This is a genomic window from Enterococcus sp. E4-150, from assembly GCF_035726465.1.
GTDB lineage: Bacteria > Bacillota > Bacilli > Lactobacillales > Enterococcaceae > Enterococcus_B > Enterococcus_B faecium.
The window spans coordinates 183506-201697 of the sequence record NZ_JAPRGK010000004.1 but is presented as its reverse complement, the minus strand read 5'-3'; the positions used below and the strand labels follow the sequence as shown (position 1 = coordinate 201697).

The following is an 18192-nucleotide window of genomic DNA, read 5'->3' as shown; positions in this document are numbered from 1 at the left end:
GATGGAAAACAAAAACATGAATACAACAAATGGATCAGTTTTGGCAAATGAAAAAGGAGAAAACCGCATGATGAATGGTGAATTGACTTATGAAGACAAAGTCATCCAAAAAATCATCGGTTATGCATTGAAAGATGTAGATGGTCTATTGACATTAGATGGCGGATTTTTCTCAAATATGGCTGAAAAATTAGTCAACACAGATAACGTAACAGCAGGTATCAATACAGAAGTAGGTAAGAAACAAGTAGCTGTGGATCTAGATGTGATCGTAGAATACGGTAAAGACATCGAAGATATTTACAACCAAATCAAAGAATTGATCAGTACTGAAGTAAACAATATGACACATTTAGATGTTATCGAAGTGAATGTGAATGTTGCAGACATCAAAACACAAGAAGAATACCAAAAAGATCAAGAAACAGTACAAGACAAAGTAACAGAAGCAGCAAAATCAACAGGACAATTTGCTTCACGCCAAACAGATAAAGCAAAATCTGCTGTAGGCAAAGGTGCACAAAAAGTCAAAGAAAATAACGAACCACGTGTGCAATAAGAAGTAAGAAGTCAGTTAGGAGGAATTTAAAATGGGATTTATTTGGGCATTAATCGTTGGCGGTATCATTGGAGCAATTGCAGGAGCAATCACGAATAAAGGATCATCAATGGGGATCATCGCAAACATCATTGCTGGTTTAGTAGGTTCAGCAATTGGACAAGCTTTACTAGGAACTTGGGGACCAACAATTGCAGGAATGGCTATCATTCCATCATTGATCGGTGCAATCATTTTAGTATTAGTCGTTTCATTCTTTGCACGTAAATTATAAGCAAATTGAAGAAAAACTTATGTTGAAATGAAGAATAAATTTGAGAACCGTAGCGAAACTTGCTGCGGTTCTTTTTTATATATTTTATATGAAGTATTCTTTATTCCTTATGAAAAAATATCTTTAAAAATAAAAAAAGACGAAAATAAACGGTTTTCTATAAAAAGAAGACCGTTTATTTTTTGTCTTTATTTGTGTGAAAAACGAAAAAGAGCACAACACATCAAGCTTTTATTAATTGTCTGTCTTTTATAAATGCAAGTATTAATTCAAAAAAACAGAAGAAAAAAACAACTACACCTTCTTTTATACTCGTAATCGTAGAAAGGAGGCGAAAAAAATGAATACATTACCTATCAATACAGGAGATACAGCATTCATGATTTTATGTACAGCAATGGTTTGCCTGATGACTCCTGGTCTAGCTTTTTTTTACGGCGGATTAGCACGGAAGAATAATATACTAACGATCATGTCTCAATCTTTTCTCTCCGTTGGGATAACAACGATTATGTGGGTATTTGGTGGATTCGGATTGGCCTTTGGACGGGATATCGGCGGTGTTATTGGAAACCCGGCAGATTTCTTTTTGATGAGACATGTTACAAGCTTCCCCAACATGTTTCATGGTGCAACGATTCCATTTTTAATGTTCTTTCTTTACCAACTGATGTTTATCGTGATTACCGTTCCTTTGATGACAGGAGCTTTTGCAGGGAGATTGAATTTAAAAGGCTATATTATACTTGTTATTTTTTGGAATCTGCTGATTTATTTCCCTGTTTGCCACTGGATATGGGGCGGCGGATTTTTGGATCAGATGGGATTTAGAGATTTCGCTGGTGGAGCAGTCATCCACACGACAGCTGGATTCGGCTCTTTAGCATGTATCCTCACACTTGGTCAAAGAAAGATTCCTTTAGGAGAAAGAAGTCAGCATAGCAGTCTTATGGCAGCTGCTATCGGTACAGGACTGCTTTGGTTTGGCTGGTTCGGTTTTAATTCCGGTGGTGCACTTCGAGCAGATGAACAAGCAGTCAATGCATTTGGTTCAACATTCATCGCTCTTGCATTTGCGATGATTACTTGGCTGATCATTGCAAAAGTAAAAGGAAATGGCTTTGATTTTGTCGACGTACTAACAGGATCCGTTGCTGGATTGGCAGCCATTACGCCTTGTGCCGGTTATGTAGAAGCAAAAAGTGCCATGCTGATTGGGATCATTGCGGGTATCGTCTGTCATGCTGCTGTTGATTTTCGTAAAAAGAAACAATGGGATGATGCACTTGATGTGTGGGGTGTTCATGGCATGGGCGGATTCACAGGTACGATTCTGATAGGGATCTTTGCATCTAACAGCCATCTACTAACGAATCCAAGCAGCTGGTACTTCTTAGGGATTCAAGTGATTGGTGTCATCATTACTGCCGTGTATGCCTATGTGCTGACAACAGTGATTTTAAAATCGGCGATGCACTTTACAACGATCACTACTACAAAAGAAGAACAAGAAGAAGGATTGGACTTTTTCTTCTTTGGCAACAAACTCAATTGAAACAAATTCAAATAGAAAAGAGGAAGATTCATGCAACAAAGCAAAACGAAAATTCCTGCAAAAAAATTAACGTTCTTTGGCTTTTTGGCTATGACCATCTCAATGGTCGTTTCATTATATGAATATCCCACATTCGCGACCTCAGGCTTCAGCTTAGTATTTTTCTTGTTATTAGGCGGTTTGCTATGGTTTATCCCTGTGGCATTGTGCGCAGCAGAGATGGCAACGGTGAAAGGATGGGAAAAAGGCGGTGTCTATACTTGGGTCAGTCGCACATTGGGAAAACGATTCGGTTTTGCCGCAATCTTTTTCCAATGGTTTGAGATAACAGTTGGCTACTTGACCATGCTGTATTTCTTAACTGGTGCATTATCCTATGCAACGGGTATTGGTGCTATACAAAACAATAAATATCTGAAATTGGCAATCCTATTGATTATTTTCTGGGCTATTTTACTCTCTCAGTTAAAAGGAACCAAATACACTTCATTGATTGCTCGGATCGGTTTTGTAGCTGGTATCTTGTTGCCAGCATTAGTCCTGTTTGGCTTAGGGATCCATTATGTCGCTTCAGGCGCTCCACTACAAACGACACTGTCTATGAAAACATTGATTCCTGATTTTTCGAAATTGCCTACGCTGGTTGTTTTTGTTTCCTTTATTTTAGCATATATGGGCGTAGAAACATCTGCCAGTCATGCAAATGAAATGGAAAACCCTAAAAAGGATTATCCATTAGCAATGTTTGTATTGGTTATTCTGGCAATCATTTTAGATACTTTTGGCGGATTGACCGTCGCTACTACAGTACCTCAACATGGTTTGTCTCTTAATACAGGGGTGATTCAATCGTTAGAATTCCTATTAAGACACATTGATCCAAATCTTGCATGGATTGCGAAAATTCTTGCGATTCTTGTTTGTTTAGGTGTCATCGGAGAAATTGCTTCTTGGGTAACCTCTCCTTCAAAAGCACTTCACGTAGCAGCAGAAGAAGGATTACTTCCTGAATATTTTGCAAAAGAAAACACACACGGTGTTCCTGCTCATTTGATGATCGCAAATGGGATCGTTGCAACAATCTGGGCAGCCGTCTTTACATTAAGCGGCGGGGGGAATAATCTTTCATTTCTTGCAGCGATGTCATTGACTGTTGTAATCTACCTGATGTTGTACTTTATGTTTTTCGCGGGCTATTTGAAGCTGGTTTTTAAAGATGACAGTCTTGAAAGAGCCTATCAGGTTCCAGGCGGAAAAGTTGTAAAAGTAATCGTTGCTTGTTTAGGTCTTTTGACTTCACTTTTTGCTTTTTGTATCTCATTTGTTCCACCTGCTAGTATCGCAGCTGGACAGCACGGGATTTATGAAACGATTCTGATTGTTTCTTATCTTATCGTCTTAGTTATTCCATTTACGATCTACGCATGCCGTCATAAATTCCAGCATGCAGAAAAATAAAAAATGAAAGCTGGTTATTCAAATGGAAGTAAAAGAATTAGAACAATTGATTGGAAAAAATTTCCACTATTATCAAACAGGACAAGTGGCGGATTACATTCCAGCATTAGCTGAAGTGGATCCTAAACAATTAGGTATGGCGATTTATGATTTGGATACAAAACAACTGATTGAGGGAGGAGATGCCGATGTGCGCTTTGCCATCGAAAGCATGTCAAAAGTTCCCGTATTGTTATTAGCAATCAAAGACAACGGAATAGAAAAAGTCTTTCAAACAATCAACACGGAACCAACCGGTTTTGCCTTCAATTCTATCATGAATATGGAAATCAACCATCGCAAACATCCAATGAATCCTTTTGTTAATGCAGGAGCGATTGCAACAACCTCGTTGATTGCCGGTAAAGATGCAGATGAAAGATTTGAGCGAATCTTGTCATTTATGAAAGAGATCTGTGATGATCCTAATATCACATTGAATGAAGAAATCTATCATTCTGAATCAAGAACAGGTGATATCAATCGCTCTCTTGCTTATTACATGAAAGGCAATCAAATGATCGAGGGAGACGTTCCAGAGATACTCGATGCCTATTTCAGACAATGTTCCGTCAATGTCACCGCTACAGGTATAGCAAAATTAGCTGCTGTGCTGGCAAATAAAGGAATTGCTCCTTGGAATGGCAAACAAATCATTACTGAAGAAAGTGCTACAATCGTCAAATCAATTATGACAACTGCTGGTTTGTATGATGAATCAGGAGAGTTTTCCGTCCATGTTGGTGTACCTGCAAAAAGCGGTGTAGGCGGCGGGTTGATGGCAGCTGTGCCAAATCGTTACGGCATAGGTGTCTTCAGCCCGGCACTAGATCCATTTGGTAACAGCGCAGCTGGTATCCAATTGTTGAAAGATGTAGTCAAAGAACTAGACGCTGACATCTTTGAATAACCATCCCTAAAAAAGACTGGGGTAAAAGTCCAAACGGCTCAAAGCTACCTACAATGAGGCTGAAATTGTGAGCTTGTTTGACTTTTGTCCCAGTTTCTTTTTTTATTGGTTTTTGAAAGGGCTTTTCTAAATAAAAAGGAAACAAAAATACGATTTACAGATATGATTAAATAAAATCATAAGAAAAACTGGAGGCGTGTATCAGGAATGCTGGAAAATTACATCGAGCGAAATATATTTAGAAAAGTGTATCTGTGTGAACAATTATTTGAATTCCAAGAAATAGATATCGAACAAACAGCTATTTCACTAAGGGTGACTACACCAACGATCCTTCACGATCTAGAAAGTCTAGCCGAGTGTCTAGAATATTGTATAAAAGAACAAGTAAGAGAGAAGCATAAGTATAAACTCGTATTCAAACATGGTATTGCTCTTTCTGAGCTCACTCAGTTTCTGTACGGTCAATCTTATTTTTTAAAGTTTTTAAGTTATTATTTTAATGGTATATTCACGAGTACAGAACTGGCTGATCTTGAATTTATTTCTTTGAGCAAAGTATATACAATCAAAAAAATCGTATTGGATTTTTTTAAAGAAAATGATTATTTGAAAAATAAAGAAATCATTATCCCAGAATTTGACTCGCGGAACATCTTGCTAGCTTTAGTACGCTATGTCAATTGGGAAGGCTATGAAAATAAAAATCCGTATGTAGAAGAAGCTTGTAACGAGTTGATTGATTATGTAGAGACTCATTTTTTTAAAAGAAGATATTCGGAAGATGAAAAGTCCTTTATCATACGGGGAATAGAGATCGCAATCGGAAGAAAGGCATTTCCCCTTGGACTGAAAGAAGAAGATAAGAAAAGCGCAGAAACGAAGCCGTTATTTCAATTAGTCTGTCAAGGATTGGAAGAGCAAAAAGGAATTCTAGACTTACAAGAAGAAGATGTCTATTATATTTTTTCTTTGTTCAACAGTAGAAATTATACCAATGAGAACATGGAGCTGTTAAGAAAAGATTTCGAAGTTGTTTATAAAAATTTTGTTCTCAATGACCTATCACTGAATGAATTGATTTTACAGATTATTAGTATCGCTGAAATCGACGATGCAGAAAATTTTATTTTCAAGCAATCCTTTTTACAATTTGTCCGTACGTTGTGGGCAGATGGACAAGTATTTTTACCGGAAAGGATCTATCTTCTATCAGAAAAAGAACAACTTCTGTACGGAAAAATTGTAGAAATATTGGAAGAGTGGAAAAAGAAAAATCAAATCCAACTAAGATGGAATGAAAATTTCATCCGAAAATTTGTTAAGAGTCTTTCTTTGATTACCAGAGAACAGATGATACAGCAAGAGATAGAAATATTTGTTGTTTCAGAAAGTTCAGTCAAACAATTTTTTTATCGAACCCAATTTCATTTGTATGCTGAAGAAGATATGGCTGAAATAAACCCCATTCTATTTCGTTCTTTAGAAGAATTACCTGATGAATGTTTGTGTTCAAAAAAACGAGTGGTTTTATGCGATGCTGCTAGCTATCAAAATGGATTAGAAACTGAAAAGACAAAGATCTATCCAATCTCATTAAAAGGTGCAAACATCCATTTGTATCATATTGCTCAGGAACTTCACCTATTAAAAAAACATATTTCTTGATGAGACCTTAATTAGGAGACCTTCTACAAATCTTTTTAATTGTCTGCAGAAGGTTTTTATTTGAGTCCTGATTCGTGCGAAGATCTACTTATATAACAAGTTTTCTCTGAAATTTTTTTAAAATGCTATTGACTTAGAGTCAACTCTAAGTAGTAGAATAGATAAAGTGTAACAAATCTATTTTCATTAAAAGAAGATAGTACGGAGGAGAGAATGTATTATGAGTACAGTATTACATGTATTGGATGCAATCAATAGCCCCGCAGATGTCAAAAAATTATCTGTTGAGGAAATGAAGCAGTTGGCAGAAGAGATGCGCCAAAAAATCTTGCAAAAGGACAGCGATGTAGGTGGGCACGTTGGTCCGAATCTAGGTGTAGTAGAATTAACGATTGCGTTTCATTATGTATTTGATTCACCAAAGGATAAAATCGTTTGGGACGTTTCCCATCAGTCTTATGGTCATAAGCTTTTAACTGGTCGAAAAAATGGTTTTGAAAAAGGACATTACCGTGAAGTGAGCGGATATTCCAACCAACATGAAAGTAAACATGACTATTTTACAGTGGGGCACACATCTACATCTATCAGCTTAGCAACAGGTTTAGCTAAAGCGAGAGATCTGAAGAAAGAATCAGGAAATGTGGTAGCATTTATCGGTGACGGCTCCCTAAGTGGTGGCTTAGCTTTTGAAGGATTGAACAATGGTGGTGTTTTACAATCCAATCTAATCGTATTAGTAAACGATAATGAGATGTCTATTGATGAGAATCATGGCAGTTTATATAAAAACTTAGCTGAGCTTCGTCAAACCAACGGTAAAAGCAGCAATAACCTATTTAAAGCAATGGGATTTGATTACCGTTACGTGGATAATGGAAACGATCTGGAAACGGTGATCCGTTTATTTGAAGAAGTAAAAGATATTGATCATCCGATTGTACTTCACGTCCATACGGAAAAAGGTCGCGGTTATCAGCCGGCAATCGATAATAAAATGAAATATCATTGGCATGTACCATTTGATCTGTCCACCGGGGAGGCAAAGCAGGTAACTTCTGGAGAAACATTTAATATGATCATCATGGATTATTTGGATAAGAAAATGCAAACAAGTACAGCTCCTATTGCCGCAGTCAATGCAGCAATACCAGGCGCCTTTGGACTGAAAACATTCCAAGAAAAACATCCAGATCATTATTTTGATGTGGGGATCGCTGAGCAGCATTCCATCACGTTTGCTTCTGCTTTGGCTTCTCAGGGAGTACGTCCAGTCGTCTTCCAATCAAGTACTTTCTTGCAACGGGCATATGATCAATTATCACATGATTTAGCGATCAACGAGAATCCAGTGATTATTTTAGTCGGTGGCGGAACGATCTCAGCTAGTGACCGAACACACCAAGGAACATTTGACATTCCTTACTTATCAAGTATCCCGAACATCAAATATCTTGCTCCAGCAACAAAAGAGGATATGATCTCTATGCTAGATTGGGCGTTCGAACAAACAGCGCAGCCTGTAGCAATCCGAATTCCTACACATGGTGTAGAACATGGTACAGCTATCGCAAATGATTATAGTATTCCAGCCTATCAAACAGTAAATAATGGAGGAAAAGTAGCAATTTTAGCTTTAGGCGGTTTTCTTGAATTAGGAAAAGAAACAGTAAAAGCTTTTAGAAAAAAAGGAATCGAAGCAACGTTGATCAATCCAGGAACGATCACAGAAAATGACGTAGAAACATTAGATAAATTAAAAGAAACACACGAATTAGTCATCACATTAGAAGATGGTAGTTTGTCAGGAGGATTTGGCGAAAATATCAGTCGTTATTATGGTGATTCTTCAATGAACGTATTAAATTTTGGTGCAGAGAAAGAATTCACGGATAGCGTTCCTGTAGGGCAGCTTTATGAACGTTATCATTTAACACCAAAACAAATCGTTGAAGATAGTCTGCGTGTCTTGAATATTCAATAATTCATTATGCTCACCATCCAGATAATTGTTTATGCTAGTATCTGGATGGTTTTTTCATTATAAAAAGCAAAGGGGTGGATGTTATGTATCAGCAAGTAGAAGAATATGTCAAAAAGTTCCAAGAAAAATATCCTAGTTATCAATCAGAAAAATTAGGTTTCTTTTCATTTGGGGATACAGAAAAAATGGCAGACGAGTTGAGCGAACTAGTTGTAAAAAAGATAAAGACTGGTACATCAAGTGGTTACGATCTGTATAAACAAGAGAATGAGCCTTTACCAAAAGTTGGTCAATTAGACGTGGTCCTGAATGGAAAAAATGAACCAGTTTGTATCATCAAAAATATAAATGTGACCATCTTGCCTTTTAGTGAAGTCACGAAAGAGCATGCTTGGAAAGAAGGAGAAGGGGATCGGACATTAGCTTATTGGCGGAAAGTCCATGCTGAGTTTTTTAAACATGCTTATAAAGAAGCGTTGAACATAGAATTTACAGAAGAGAAGCTGGTCGTATACGAAGAATTTGAAGTAATTTTCTTTTAGTAAGAAAGGTCTGCTGAAAGAAATAGCTCATTATTGACTCCTGAATAGAAAAGGGTTACATTTTTATATGAAGCTGTATTTTTATATAACATTACTGGAGGAGATATTGTGGATACACTGGAACAAATCAAAGGCGGAGTCGTCGTTTCTTGTCAAGCTTTGGAAAACGAGCCGCTACACAGTTCTTTTATTATGGGGAGAATGGCTTTGGCTGCAAAAGAAGGCGGAGCAGTTGGTATTCGAGCAAATACGACAGAAGATATCAATGAAATCAAGCGAATCGTTGATTTACCGGTAATAGGGATTATCAAAAGAGATTACGATGGGTCAGAAGTGTTTATTACTGCGACAGAAAAAGAAGTGGAAGAACTTTTGGAGACGCAAGCAGAAATCATTGCACTGGATGCAACTTCTCGTAAACGTCCGACAGAAAAAACAACTGCTGAACTTGTCCAAATGATTCACGAACACGGTCGGTTAGCTATGGCAGATATTTCGACTTTTGAGGAAGCGCTTCAAGCGCAAGAAGATGGTTTTGATCTTTTGTCTACGACTTTAGCAGGCTATACAGAATATTCACGAAAGACGCAGACACCTGATTTTGATTTATTGAATCAAATCATAGAACAAGTCGATATCCCAGTAATTATGGAAGGACATACTGACTCTCCTGAACAAGTAGAGAAAGCATATGAATTAGGTGCTTTTTCAGTCGTAGTTGGATCTATTATCACCCGTCCGCAATTGATCACTAAAAGATATGTCGAAGCCGCAAGTAAAGCAAATAACTAAAAAACACGCACGGCACAGATTCTTGACAAAAAAGAAAAATTGATAGATAGTTTAAAGCAGATTCTAAGAAGATGAAAAAAGCATTACTTTTCATTTTGTCTTCAAGATCTGCTTTTTAACGAATTTTATAGAAAGAAGGCGAAACCATGTTTGAGCGGAGTCCTTCAGAATTGACAGAACGTGAAAATTACAAGTTGCTGATTGGTTCAGTCATCCCTAGACCAGTAGCAGTAGTAACGACTAAATCAGCAAAAGATATAGTGAATATCGCACCCTTCAGTTACTTCAATATCGTCAGTTCGAATCCACCCATCTTATCCTTGGCGATCCAGAGAAAACAAGATGCAGTAAAAGACACAGCAAAGAATATTCTTGAGACAAGAGAAGCTGTTATCCATATCCTTGATGAGGACAACGTAGAAGAAGTAAATAAAACAGCAGCCAATCTGCCTAATGAGGAAAGCGAACTGTACCTGACTGACTTGACTTTAACTGATTCAGTAATCATTTCAGTACCAGCATTGACAGAAGCAAAAGTTCGTTTTGAAACATCCTTATATGAACATGTCGAGATACGGAATAAAAATAAAGTAACAGCTGATTTATTTTTGCTAGAAGTACAGAAATATCATTTAAATGAAACAGTCTATGATGATAAGACAGGAAGGATCGATCCAAGAAAATTGAATGCTGTAAGCCGTTTGGCAGGAAATGATTATGCAGCAATAGGAGAAATTTTCACGATTGCACGTCCCGAATAAAAAGGAGCACTAGTTATGTTAAAAATAAGCTATAAACCATCGACAGATTCAAAAGAAATGAAAAAAGAATATGAAACAGTGAATGATTTTCTGCAAGGGCAGTACTTAGAAGTTCCGCCATTGCAAGACCATTTTGTCGTTACTACTGTTACTTTAGATGGTAAGGAAATAGAAATGCCAGATCAAACGATTAGCGGATTGTTTAATTACTTTAACAAATAAACATTTATTCCGAAAAGTGAAAAAACATATAAAAAAACACATAAAACTAAAAAATTATCAAAGAATCCTGGTGCAACTGAAAGAATTTGCAACGGGATTCTTTCAACTTATTTGTTATTTTTTTCTAAAAAATATTAAAGATTGTTAAATTTCACTATTTCATTTCAAATTCCATTGCCTAATCATTAGGAAAAGTCTATCATGGACTCGTAAATAGAATATAGTAATAACCTTGTTAGGTGAGGCTCCTATACAAACATAGGCTATTGCCCAGAAACGTCGAAAGTCGCCAATGGGTAAAACAGAAACTGTCGGATTAAGGCTTTTTCCAATAGCTAAGAATGTTTTCTTTACGTTGTATAGTGCTAAAACTCGGACGATGAGATGATGCTAGGTCAGAATTCTTGTTCGAAAAGGTTTCTGACCTTTTCTTTATATTTTTGTGACTGACTTATTTGATGAGACAAACTCGCTCCTCACCTGACAAGTGGATTGCTGTGTGAGGAGGAGATGCGGTGAAAAAAAGAAAAAAGATCGATTGGTGGATTTTGGGTCCTTATTTGACTTTGTCCATGATCGGTCTTTTAGAAGTATACAGTGCCAGTTCTTATCGTTTATTGCAAGCCGATGAAAATACAAAAAGTCTATTATTGCGTCAACTAATTTTCATATTTTTGAGTTGGAGCGTGATCTTCTTAGCTCGTTCAGTCAAACTACACTATTTACTTCACCCTAAAATAGCAGGATATGGTTTAGCTTTATCGATTTTCTTTTTAATTTTAGTACGAGTAGGAATATTTGGTGTCACTGTCAATGGTGCACAACGTTGGATTTCTCTGTTTGGCATTCAATTCCAGCCTTCAGAATTAGCAAATCTTTTTCTGATTTTTTATCTAAGCTGGTTTTTTCGTGACGGAAATAATCCGCCAAAAAATCTAAAAAAACCATTCCTGATTACAGTAGGTATAACTTTTCTGATTTTATTCCAGCCAAAGATTGCTGGAGCATTGATGATCCTTTCGATTGCGTGGGTCATATTTTGGGCAGCGGCGGTTCCATTTAAAAAAGGGATCTATCTAATCGTTACTTTTTCTGCATTGCTGATTGGAGCAGCAGGCGGGGTATTATATTTAGGAAATAAAGGTTGGCTTCCACAGATGTTTAATCATGCTTATGAAAGGATCGCGACTTTAAGAGATCCTTTTATCGATAGTCATGGTGCGGGCTATCAAATGACCCATTCGTTTTATGCACTATATAATGGTGGCATATTTGGGCGGGGATTAGGAAATAGTATCACAAAAAAAGGGTATCTTCCAGAGACAGAAACAGATTTTATTTTTTCGATTATTACAGAAGAGCTTGGGCTAATCGGTGCATTGTGTGTGCTTTTCTTATTGTTCTCATTATGCATGAGAATCTTTTGTTTAAGCAGTCGCTGTAAAAATCAGCAAGCTGGATTGTTTCTTTTAGGATTCGGAACTTTGCTATTCGTTCAGACGATAATGAATGTGGGAAGTATCGCAGGGCTTATGCCAATGACGGGCGTGCCATTACCATTTGTTAGTTATGGAGGAACAAGTTATCTGATCCTTTCTTTAGGAATCGGGATCACGTTGAATATTTCTTCGAAGATACAGGCCGAAGAGTTGCCGCTCTATCGACCTGAAAAACAATAAAGAGAAACTGAGAATCTCTCAGTTTGAATTATCATAAAGGACTATCTTTTATTTTTCAAGCGAGAGATTCTTTTTAGAAAGAGGAATTCGCAATGAAAGTATTTCAAAAAATCATATTATCTGTTTTGTTACTGCTTACACTAGTAGTCGGCTTTTTTTCGATTGAATTTGTCCATGGATTTTCGTCTGCAAAACAGACCTCAACTGTGAAAAAGGTAGAGCCGAAAAGTGTCCCTACCACACTAAACGTGGCTTTGATTGGTTCGGATGCCCGTTCGAAAGACGAAAATGGTCGCTCAGATTCACTTATGGTTGCACAATACGACCAGAAAACACAACAAGCAAAACTAATCTCTATCATGAGAGACTCATATGTCGATATACCAGGTTACGGAATGGATAAAATCAATGCAGCGTACTCTTACGGAGGAGTTGATTTATTAAACCAAACATTAAAGGAAAATTTCAAATTTGAAGCCCCGTATTATGCAAGTATCACATTTCAAGATTTTATCGATTGCGTCAATGAACTGTTTCCAGATGGAGTAGAGATTGATGCAGAAAAATCTTTAGATTTAGATGGCGTATATATAAAAAAAGGGAAGCAAGTAATGGATGGCAATACGTTACTGCAGTATGCTCGATTCCGTGAAGACGAAGAAGGGGACTTTGGGAGGATTAGAAGACAGCAACAAGTGATTAAAGCGATCTCTCAGCAGCTGAAAGACGTAACTTCAATATTCAAGCTACCCAAAGCGGTTGGGAAATTACTTGGTAGTATCCAAACGAACCTTCCAGAAAGTGTGCTTCTGGATTGTGGTATGGATTTCCTCAAAGACAATAATAAAAAGATCGATACATTATCCGTACCAGTAGACGGCAGTTGGGACTTCAACGACAATACGCCTTCCGGAAGTGTTCTGGAATTAGATTTGACCAAAAACCAAGAAGCAATCAAAAAATTTCTGAATAATTAAGTAAAGAAAATAAAAGAAGTTAGAAATAACAATCTATGTTATGTTCTGACTTCTTTTATTATGTTAGAATAAACAGGGATAAATAGTGAAAATAAAGGAATGACAAGCAAGAGAAGGAGGAAAAAATGAAAAGAAGTGACAAGCACGGCAAAAATCGAACAGGCGCTTATATTGCCGGCGCAGTGATCTTAATAGCAGCTGCGGGTGGCGGTTATTTTTACTACCAGCACTATCAAGAAACCCAAGCAGTAGAAGCTGGAGAAAAGACAGTTGAGCAATTTGTCCAAGCTTTGAACAAGGGAGATTATAACAAAGCTGCAGAAATGGCATCAAAAAAGGCGGCAAATAAAAGTGCATTATCTGAAAAAGAGATCTTAGAGAAATACCAGAATATATACGGTGCTGCTGATGTCAAAGGACTTCAGATATCGAATCTAAAAGTAGATAAAAAAGACGATTCTACTTATAGCTTCTCATATAAAGCAAAGATGAATACCTCATTAGGTGAATTGAAAGATCTTTCTTATAAAGGAACATTAGACAGAAATGATGGTCAAACCACGATCAACTGGCAACCCAACTTGGTTTTTCCAGAAATGGAAGGAAATGACAAAGTAAGCCTGACCACACAAGAAGCAGCAAGAGGGAATATTATAGATCGAAATGGTGAACCATTAGCAACAACAGGCAAACTAAAACAATTAGGAGTCGTTCCAAGTAAATTTGGAGATGGAGACGAAAAAACAGCCAATATCAAAGCGATTGCTTCCTCCTTCGACTTAACAGAAGATGCTATCAATCAGGCGATTTCACAAAGCTGGGTACAACCCGATTACTTTGTCCCATTGAAAATCATTGATGGAGCAACGCCAGAACTTCCAGCTGGAGCTACCATTCAAGAAGTAGACGGCAGATATTATCCTTTGGGTGAAGCAGCTGCTCAGCTGATTGGTTACGTGGGAGATATCACAGCAGAAGATATTGATAAGAATCCAGAATTAAGCAGTAATGGAAAAATCGGTCGCTCAGGTTTGGAGATGGCTTTTGATAAGGATCTTCGTGGGACAACAGGTGGGAAATTAAGCATTACAGATGCAGACGGTGTAGAGAAAAAAGTTCTGATCGAACATGAAGTTCAAAATGGCAAAGATATCAAATTGACAATCGATGCGAAGGCACAAAAAACAGCTTTTGACAGTCTAGGAGGAAAAGCTGGGTCAACTGTTGCGACAACGCCAAAAACCGGTGATCTTCTTGCGCTTGCTAGCTCTCCAAGCTATGATCCAAACAAAATGACAAACGGGATCTCACAAGAAGATTACAAAGCTTATGAAGAAAATGCTGAACAGCCATTCATCAGTCGATTTGCGACAGGTTATGCTCCTGGATCTACGTTTAAAATGATCACAGCAGCAATCGGTCTCGACAACGGCACTATCGATCCAAATGAAGTATTGACGATCAACGGGCTTAAATGGCAAAAAGACAGTTCATGGGGATCTTATCAAGTAACGCGTGTCAGTGATGTATCACAAGTAGACTTAAAAACTGCTTTGATCTATTCCGATAATATATATATGTCACAAGAAACGTTGAAAATGGGTGAGAAAAAATTTCGTACAGGCTTAGATAAATTCATTTTTGGTGAAGACCTTGATTTGCCAATTAGTATGAATCCAGCACAAATTTCTAATGAAGATAGCTTTAACTCAGATATCTTGCTAGCTGATACTGGATATGGACAGGGCGAACTTCTAATTAATCCTATCCAGCAAGCAGCAATGTATTCTGTTTTTGCCAACAATGGCACACTTGTCTATCCTAAATTGATTGCAGATAAAGAGACAAAAGATAAGAAGAATGTCATCGGCGAAACAGCAGTACAAACGATCGTGCCAGATCTGAGAGAAGTTGTGCAAGATGTAAATGGTACAGCACATTCTCTTTCTGCTTTAGGGATTCCGTTGGCAGCGAAAACTGGTACAGCGGAAATCAAAGAAAAACAGGATGAAAAGGGGAAAGAGAACAGTTTCTTGTTTGCTTTCAATCCTGATAACCAAGGTTATATGATGGTCAGCATGTTGGAAAATAAAGAAGATGATGATTCAGCAACCAAACGAGCACCGGAACTATTGCAATACCTCAACCAAAATTATCAATAAAAAATTGCTTTTTAAGTACAGTAAAAGGACTGTGGCGTTATCGTCACAGTCCTTTTTTCAAATAAACGGTTTTCACGATGTCTCTTTCACAACTTCTTTTTGATTTACTCACACTTCATAAACTTTCTTTGTAAAATATTTGAGAACAAGTGGAGAAATAAGTGTACTTAATAAAATCACGATAACTAAAGGTGAATAGTACTGTGGTTCGATCAATTGACTTTGCTGTCCAATTTGTAAAATGATCAAAGCCATTTCTCCACGCGAAATCATACCAGCACCGACCATCAATGAACTATGTTGAGAAAAACCGGCAATCTGAGCACCAAAATAACCTCCAAGCAATTTGGTCAAAATCGCTACAAGCGTCAATATAGAAATAAAGAGTAGTTGTTCACTAAAGTCAGAAAAATCAACTTCTAATCCTACACTGACAAAAAATACTGGTATAAATACTGCATATCCTAAAGCCTCTACATTGTGGTATACTTCTTCTTTAACCTTTGTCTGACTGACAGCTATCCCAGCAAAAAAAGCACCAATGACAGAGCTAAGCCCAACAAGATCCGCTACGTAAGACATTCCTAAACAAATAACTAGTGATACGATGATAATAGAAGAATTTGCGTACACTTTTTCTGCAAATGAAAGTAGGAAAGGCGCAATCCATTTGACTAATAAGAAAATAAAAACAAAATAAATTAGCTGTTCAATCAAAACAAGCGGTAAAGAAGCATTGCTAGAAGCTTCCCCCGTTAGAAAAGATAGGCTGAAACTTAGAACTAAAACGACTAAAATGTCATCTACCACAGAAGCACCCAAAATTGTTGATCCTTCTTTTGTATTCACTACGTTTAGTTCTTTTAATACTTCTACTGAAATACTGACAGAAGTTGCCGCAAGAATAATCCCAAAGAAAATCGCTTCATTTCCCGAAACTTGGAATGCTTCGCCTGTCAACCAGCCAAAAACAACCGGGAAGATGATCCCAAGCAAAGCAACGAACATACCAGGTCGGAAATATTTTTTCAAAAGAGATAAATCACTTTCCAGACCAGCTAAAAACATTAATAAGATCACACCAATCTCCGAAAAGTCATGGACTAGAATATCAGGTTTGACCCAATTCAATCCAGCTTGGCCTAGCAAAACACCAACAAGTAATTGTCCAATCACTGCTGGGATACCTAATCTCCGCGAGATATGTGAGCCAATCGTTGTTGAAATCAATATCAGGCATAAAATACCAATAAATTCCATTCTCATCATTCCTTTGTATAAAATATAGCCCGAACTTAGCATAACATACATTATTGAAAAAATAGGAAAATATACTCACAAAAAAACCAACAATCAAAAAGATCTTTTTGGATTGTTGGTTTTTATACGGTCTATTTTAATAACTAAAAATGATTAACGTATAGTCATTTTTCTTATTCTGATGAAATTGATAATCTCCTGGATGCCCATGAAAATCAAAATAAAGCCGAATATTTGGAATAGAAGCATCAAACTTTTGAATGGATTGAACAATAAGACGAATCCGCCAATCAACAACAGAATACTATAAACACTCCAACTTTTAGCTTTTGTATTCATGCTGAAGAACAACTGGAACAAGCTGTTGATGATAACAGCTAATCCAAGAAGAATCGGCAGGATAGAAACGATTGCAGGTGCAAAAGCATAAACGATCAGAGCTAAGATCAGGAAAAAAAGACCACTGAACAGACCGATACTCCAAGAACCTGTTTTTCTTTTAAAACGGTAAGCCTCAAAAAGATTCAACAACCCAAGCAAAACAAGATAGGCGGTGATCAGATAACCGATAAAATGAAAAACAGCAGAAGGGTTTAGCACAATCGCAATCCCAGAAATAATATAAACAGCAGCTCTTAATAAGGCGTATTTTTGAATATTTTGTTTAATCGTCTCAAACATATAAGAAAACCTCCTTTGACTTATTTTAACGTGAACTAGTCATTTTACCAAATTAAATGTTACAAAATGAGCGAAGGAGAAGAATATCTCTGGAAAAATCAACTTCTGAGGATCTTTTCCATTTTTTTGCCTTTTGCTAGCTCATCGATCATTTTATCTAAATAACGAATTTCTTTCATCAAGTTATCCTCGAGGTCTTCTACTCGTACACCACAAACAACACCTGTAATCAAGGAACGTGAAGGATTGGGGACAGGGGCTTCCGCAAAAAATTGTTCGAAAGTCACTTGTTTTTGTAGTTGATATTCTAGTTCTGTTTGGGAATAACCCGTCAGCCAACAAATGATTTCATCTACTTCCTCTTTTATACGATCTTTTCTCTCCGCTTTTGCTACATACATAGGATAAACGCTTGCAAAACTTGTCGTAAAAATACGATTTTGCGCCATAATCAGTCACCTTTCTTTTTTTCAAATTATTTACTACTTATAGTATATAAGAAAAAGAGAAGAAAAAGCGATTATTCAAAAAAACAAAAAGGATTGTGACAAAATTCTTGTCACAATCCTTTTTTCCGAGTGAACGGTGTTGTCCTGTCAACTCCTTGGTCACAAGTCACAATATTCAACAAACATGAGAAACTGTTTATTAAATTGTTCCTTGTGACTC

At 37.0% G+C, this 18192-nt stretch carries 18 protein-coding genes and 1 riboswitch; of the genes, 15 read left to right on the top strand and 3 right to left on the bottom strand.

Annotated elements, in window-relative coordinates:
* The first annotated feature begins 1 nt into the window (after position 1).
* The 15 genes from OZ002_RS05565 (at position 2) to pbp4 (ending at position 15582) form a co-directional block, all read left to right on the top strand.
* Positions 2-559, top strand: coding sequence for an Asp23/Gls24 family envelope stress response protein (locus OZ002_RS05565; protein ID WP_002295944.1), 558 nt, complete (start codon positions 2-4; stop codon positions 557-559).
* A gap of 31 nt (positions 560-590) precedes the next feature.
* On the top strand, positions 591-833 hold the full coding sequence (locus OZ002_RS05560) for a GlsB/YeaQ/YmgE family stress response membrane protein (RefSeq protein ID WP_002290686.1): 243 nt from the start codon (positions 591-593) through the stop codon (positions 831-833).
* Positions 834-860: 27 nt separating this feature from the next.
* Positions 861-1088, top strand: coding sequence for a hypothetical protein (locus OZ002_RS05555; protein WP_125179352.1), 228 nt, complete (start codon positions 861-863; stop codon positions 1086-1088).
* Positions 1089-1173: 85 nt separating this feature from the next.
* The gene (locus OZ002_RS05550) at positions 1174-2388 is read left to right on the top strand and encodes an ammonium transporter (protein ID WP_002296683.1); all 1215 of its coding nucleotides are present in this window, start codon (positions 1174-1176) and stop codon (positions 2386-2388) included.
* 30 nt (positions 2389-2418) lie between these two features.
* On the top strand, positions 2419-3846 hold the full coding sequence (locus OZ002_RS05545) for an amino acid permease (protein ID WP_002297463.1): 1428 nt from the start codon (positions 2419-2421) through the stop codon (positions 3844-3846).
* Between the two features lie 22 nt (positions 3847-3868).
* Positions 3869-4795, top strand: a complete 927-nt coding sequence (gene glsA, locus OZ002_RS05540) for a glutaminase A (protein ID WP_058140345.1) — start codon at positions 3869-3871, stop codon at positions 4793-4795.
* Between the two features lie 207 nt (positions 4796-5002).
* The gene (locus tag OZ002_RS05535) at positions 5003-6463 is read left to right on the top strand and encodes a hypothetical protein (RefSeq protein WP_058140343.1); all 1461 of its coding nucleotides are present in this window, start codon (positions 5003-5005) and stop codon (positions 6461-6463) included.
* Positions 6464-6683: 220 nt separating this feature from the next.
* Positions 6684-8447: a 1-deoxy-D-xylulose-5-phosphate synthase gene (locus OZ002_RS05530; RefSeq protein WP_002287770.1), complete on the top strand. Its 1764-nt coding sequence runs from the start codon at positions 6684-6686 to the stop codon at positions 8445-8447.
* Positions 8448-8530: 83 nt separating this feature from the next.
* On the top strand, positions 8531-8989 hold the full coding sequence (locus OZ002_RS05525; protein WP_002295936.1) for an ASCH domain-containing protein: 459 nt from the start codon (positions 8531-8533) through the stop codon (positions 8987-8989).
* 108 nt (positions 8990-9097) lie between these two features.
* On the top strand, positions 9098-9781 hold the full coding sequence (locus OZ002_RS05520) for an N-acetylmannosamine-6-phosphate 2-epimerase (protein ID WP_002287767.1): 684 nt from the start codon (positions 9098-9100) through the stop codon (positions 9779-9781).
* A 146-nt stretch (positions 9782-9927) separates the two neighbouring features.
* Positions 9928-10542: a flavin reductase family protein gene (locus tag OZ002_RS05515; protein ID WP_002297470.1), complete on the top strand. Its 615-nt coding sequence runs from the start codon at positions 9928-9930 to the stop codon at positions 10540-10542.
* A 15-nt stretch (positions 10543-10557) separates the two neighbouring features.
* On the top strand, positions 10558-10764 hold the full coding sequence (locus tag OZ002_RS05510) for a hypothetical protein (protein WP_002287763.1): 207 nt from the start codon (positions 10558-10560) through the stop codon (positions 10762-10764).
* Positions 10765-10988: 224 nt separating this feature from the next.
* Positions 10989-11155, top strand: a riboswitch (M-box (ykoK) riboswitch).
* A 124-nt stretch (positions 11156-11279) separates the two neighbouring features.
* The gene (locus OZ002_RS05505) at positions 11280-12443 is read left to right on the top strand and encodes an FtsW/RodA/SpoVE family cell cycle protein (RefSeq protein WP_325082913.1); all 1164 of its coding nucleotides are present in this window, start codon (positions 11280-11282) and stop codon (positions 12441-12443) included.
* A 92-nt stretch (positions 12444-12535) separates the two neighbouring features.
* On the top strand, positions 12536-13420 hold the full coding sequence (locus OZ002_RS05500; RefSeq protein WP_125179349.1) for an LCP family protein: 885 nt from the start codon (positions 12536-12538) through the stop codon (positions 13418-13420).
* 125 nt (positions 13421-13545) lie between these two features.
* Positions 13546-15582 (top strand): penicillin-binding protein PBP4(5), encoded by a 2037-nt coding sequence (pbp4, locus tag OZ002_RS05495; RefSeq protein WP_125179348.1) that lies wholly within the window; start codon positions 13546-13548, stop codon positions 15580-15582.
* Positions 15583-15690: 108 nt separating this feature from the next.
* Here the strand turns inward: pbp4 and OZ002_RS05490 are convergent, their stop codons facing one another.
* From OZ002_RS05490 to OZ002_RS05480, 3 genes are all read right to left on the bottom strand, one after another.
* Positions 15691-16842 (bottom strand): cation:proton antiporter, encoded by a 1152-nt coding sequence (locus OZ002_RS05490; protein ID WP_002298469.1) that lies wholly within the window; start codon positions 16840-16842, stop codon positions 15691-15693.
* Positions 16843-16995: 153 nt separating this feature from the next.
* Positions 16996-17523, bottom strand: coding sequence for a DUF308 domain-containing protein (locus OZ002_RS05485; protein ID WP_002324862.1), 528 nt, complete (start codon positions 17521-17523; stop codon positions 16996-16998).
* Positions 17524-17621: 98 nt separating this feature from the next.
* Positions 17622-17972 (bottom strand): DUF2200 domain-containing protein, encoded by a 351-nt coding sequence (locus OZ002_RS05480; protein WP_058140337.1) that lies wholly within the window; start codon positions 17970-17972, stop codon positions 17622-17624.
* Positions 17973-18192 lie beyond the last annotated feature (220 nt).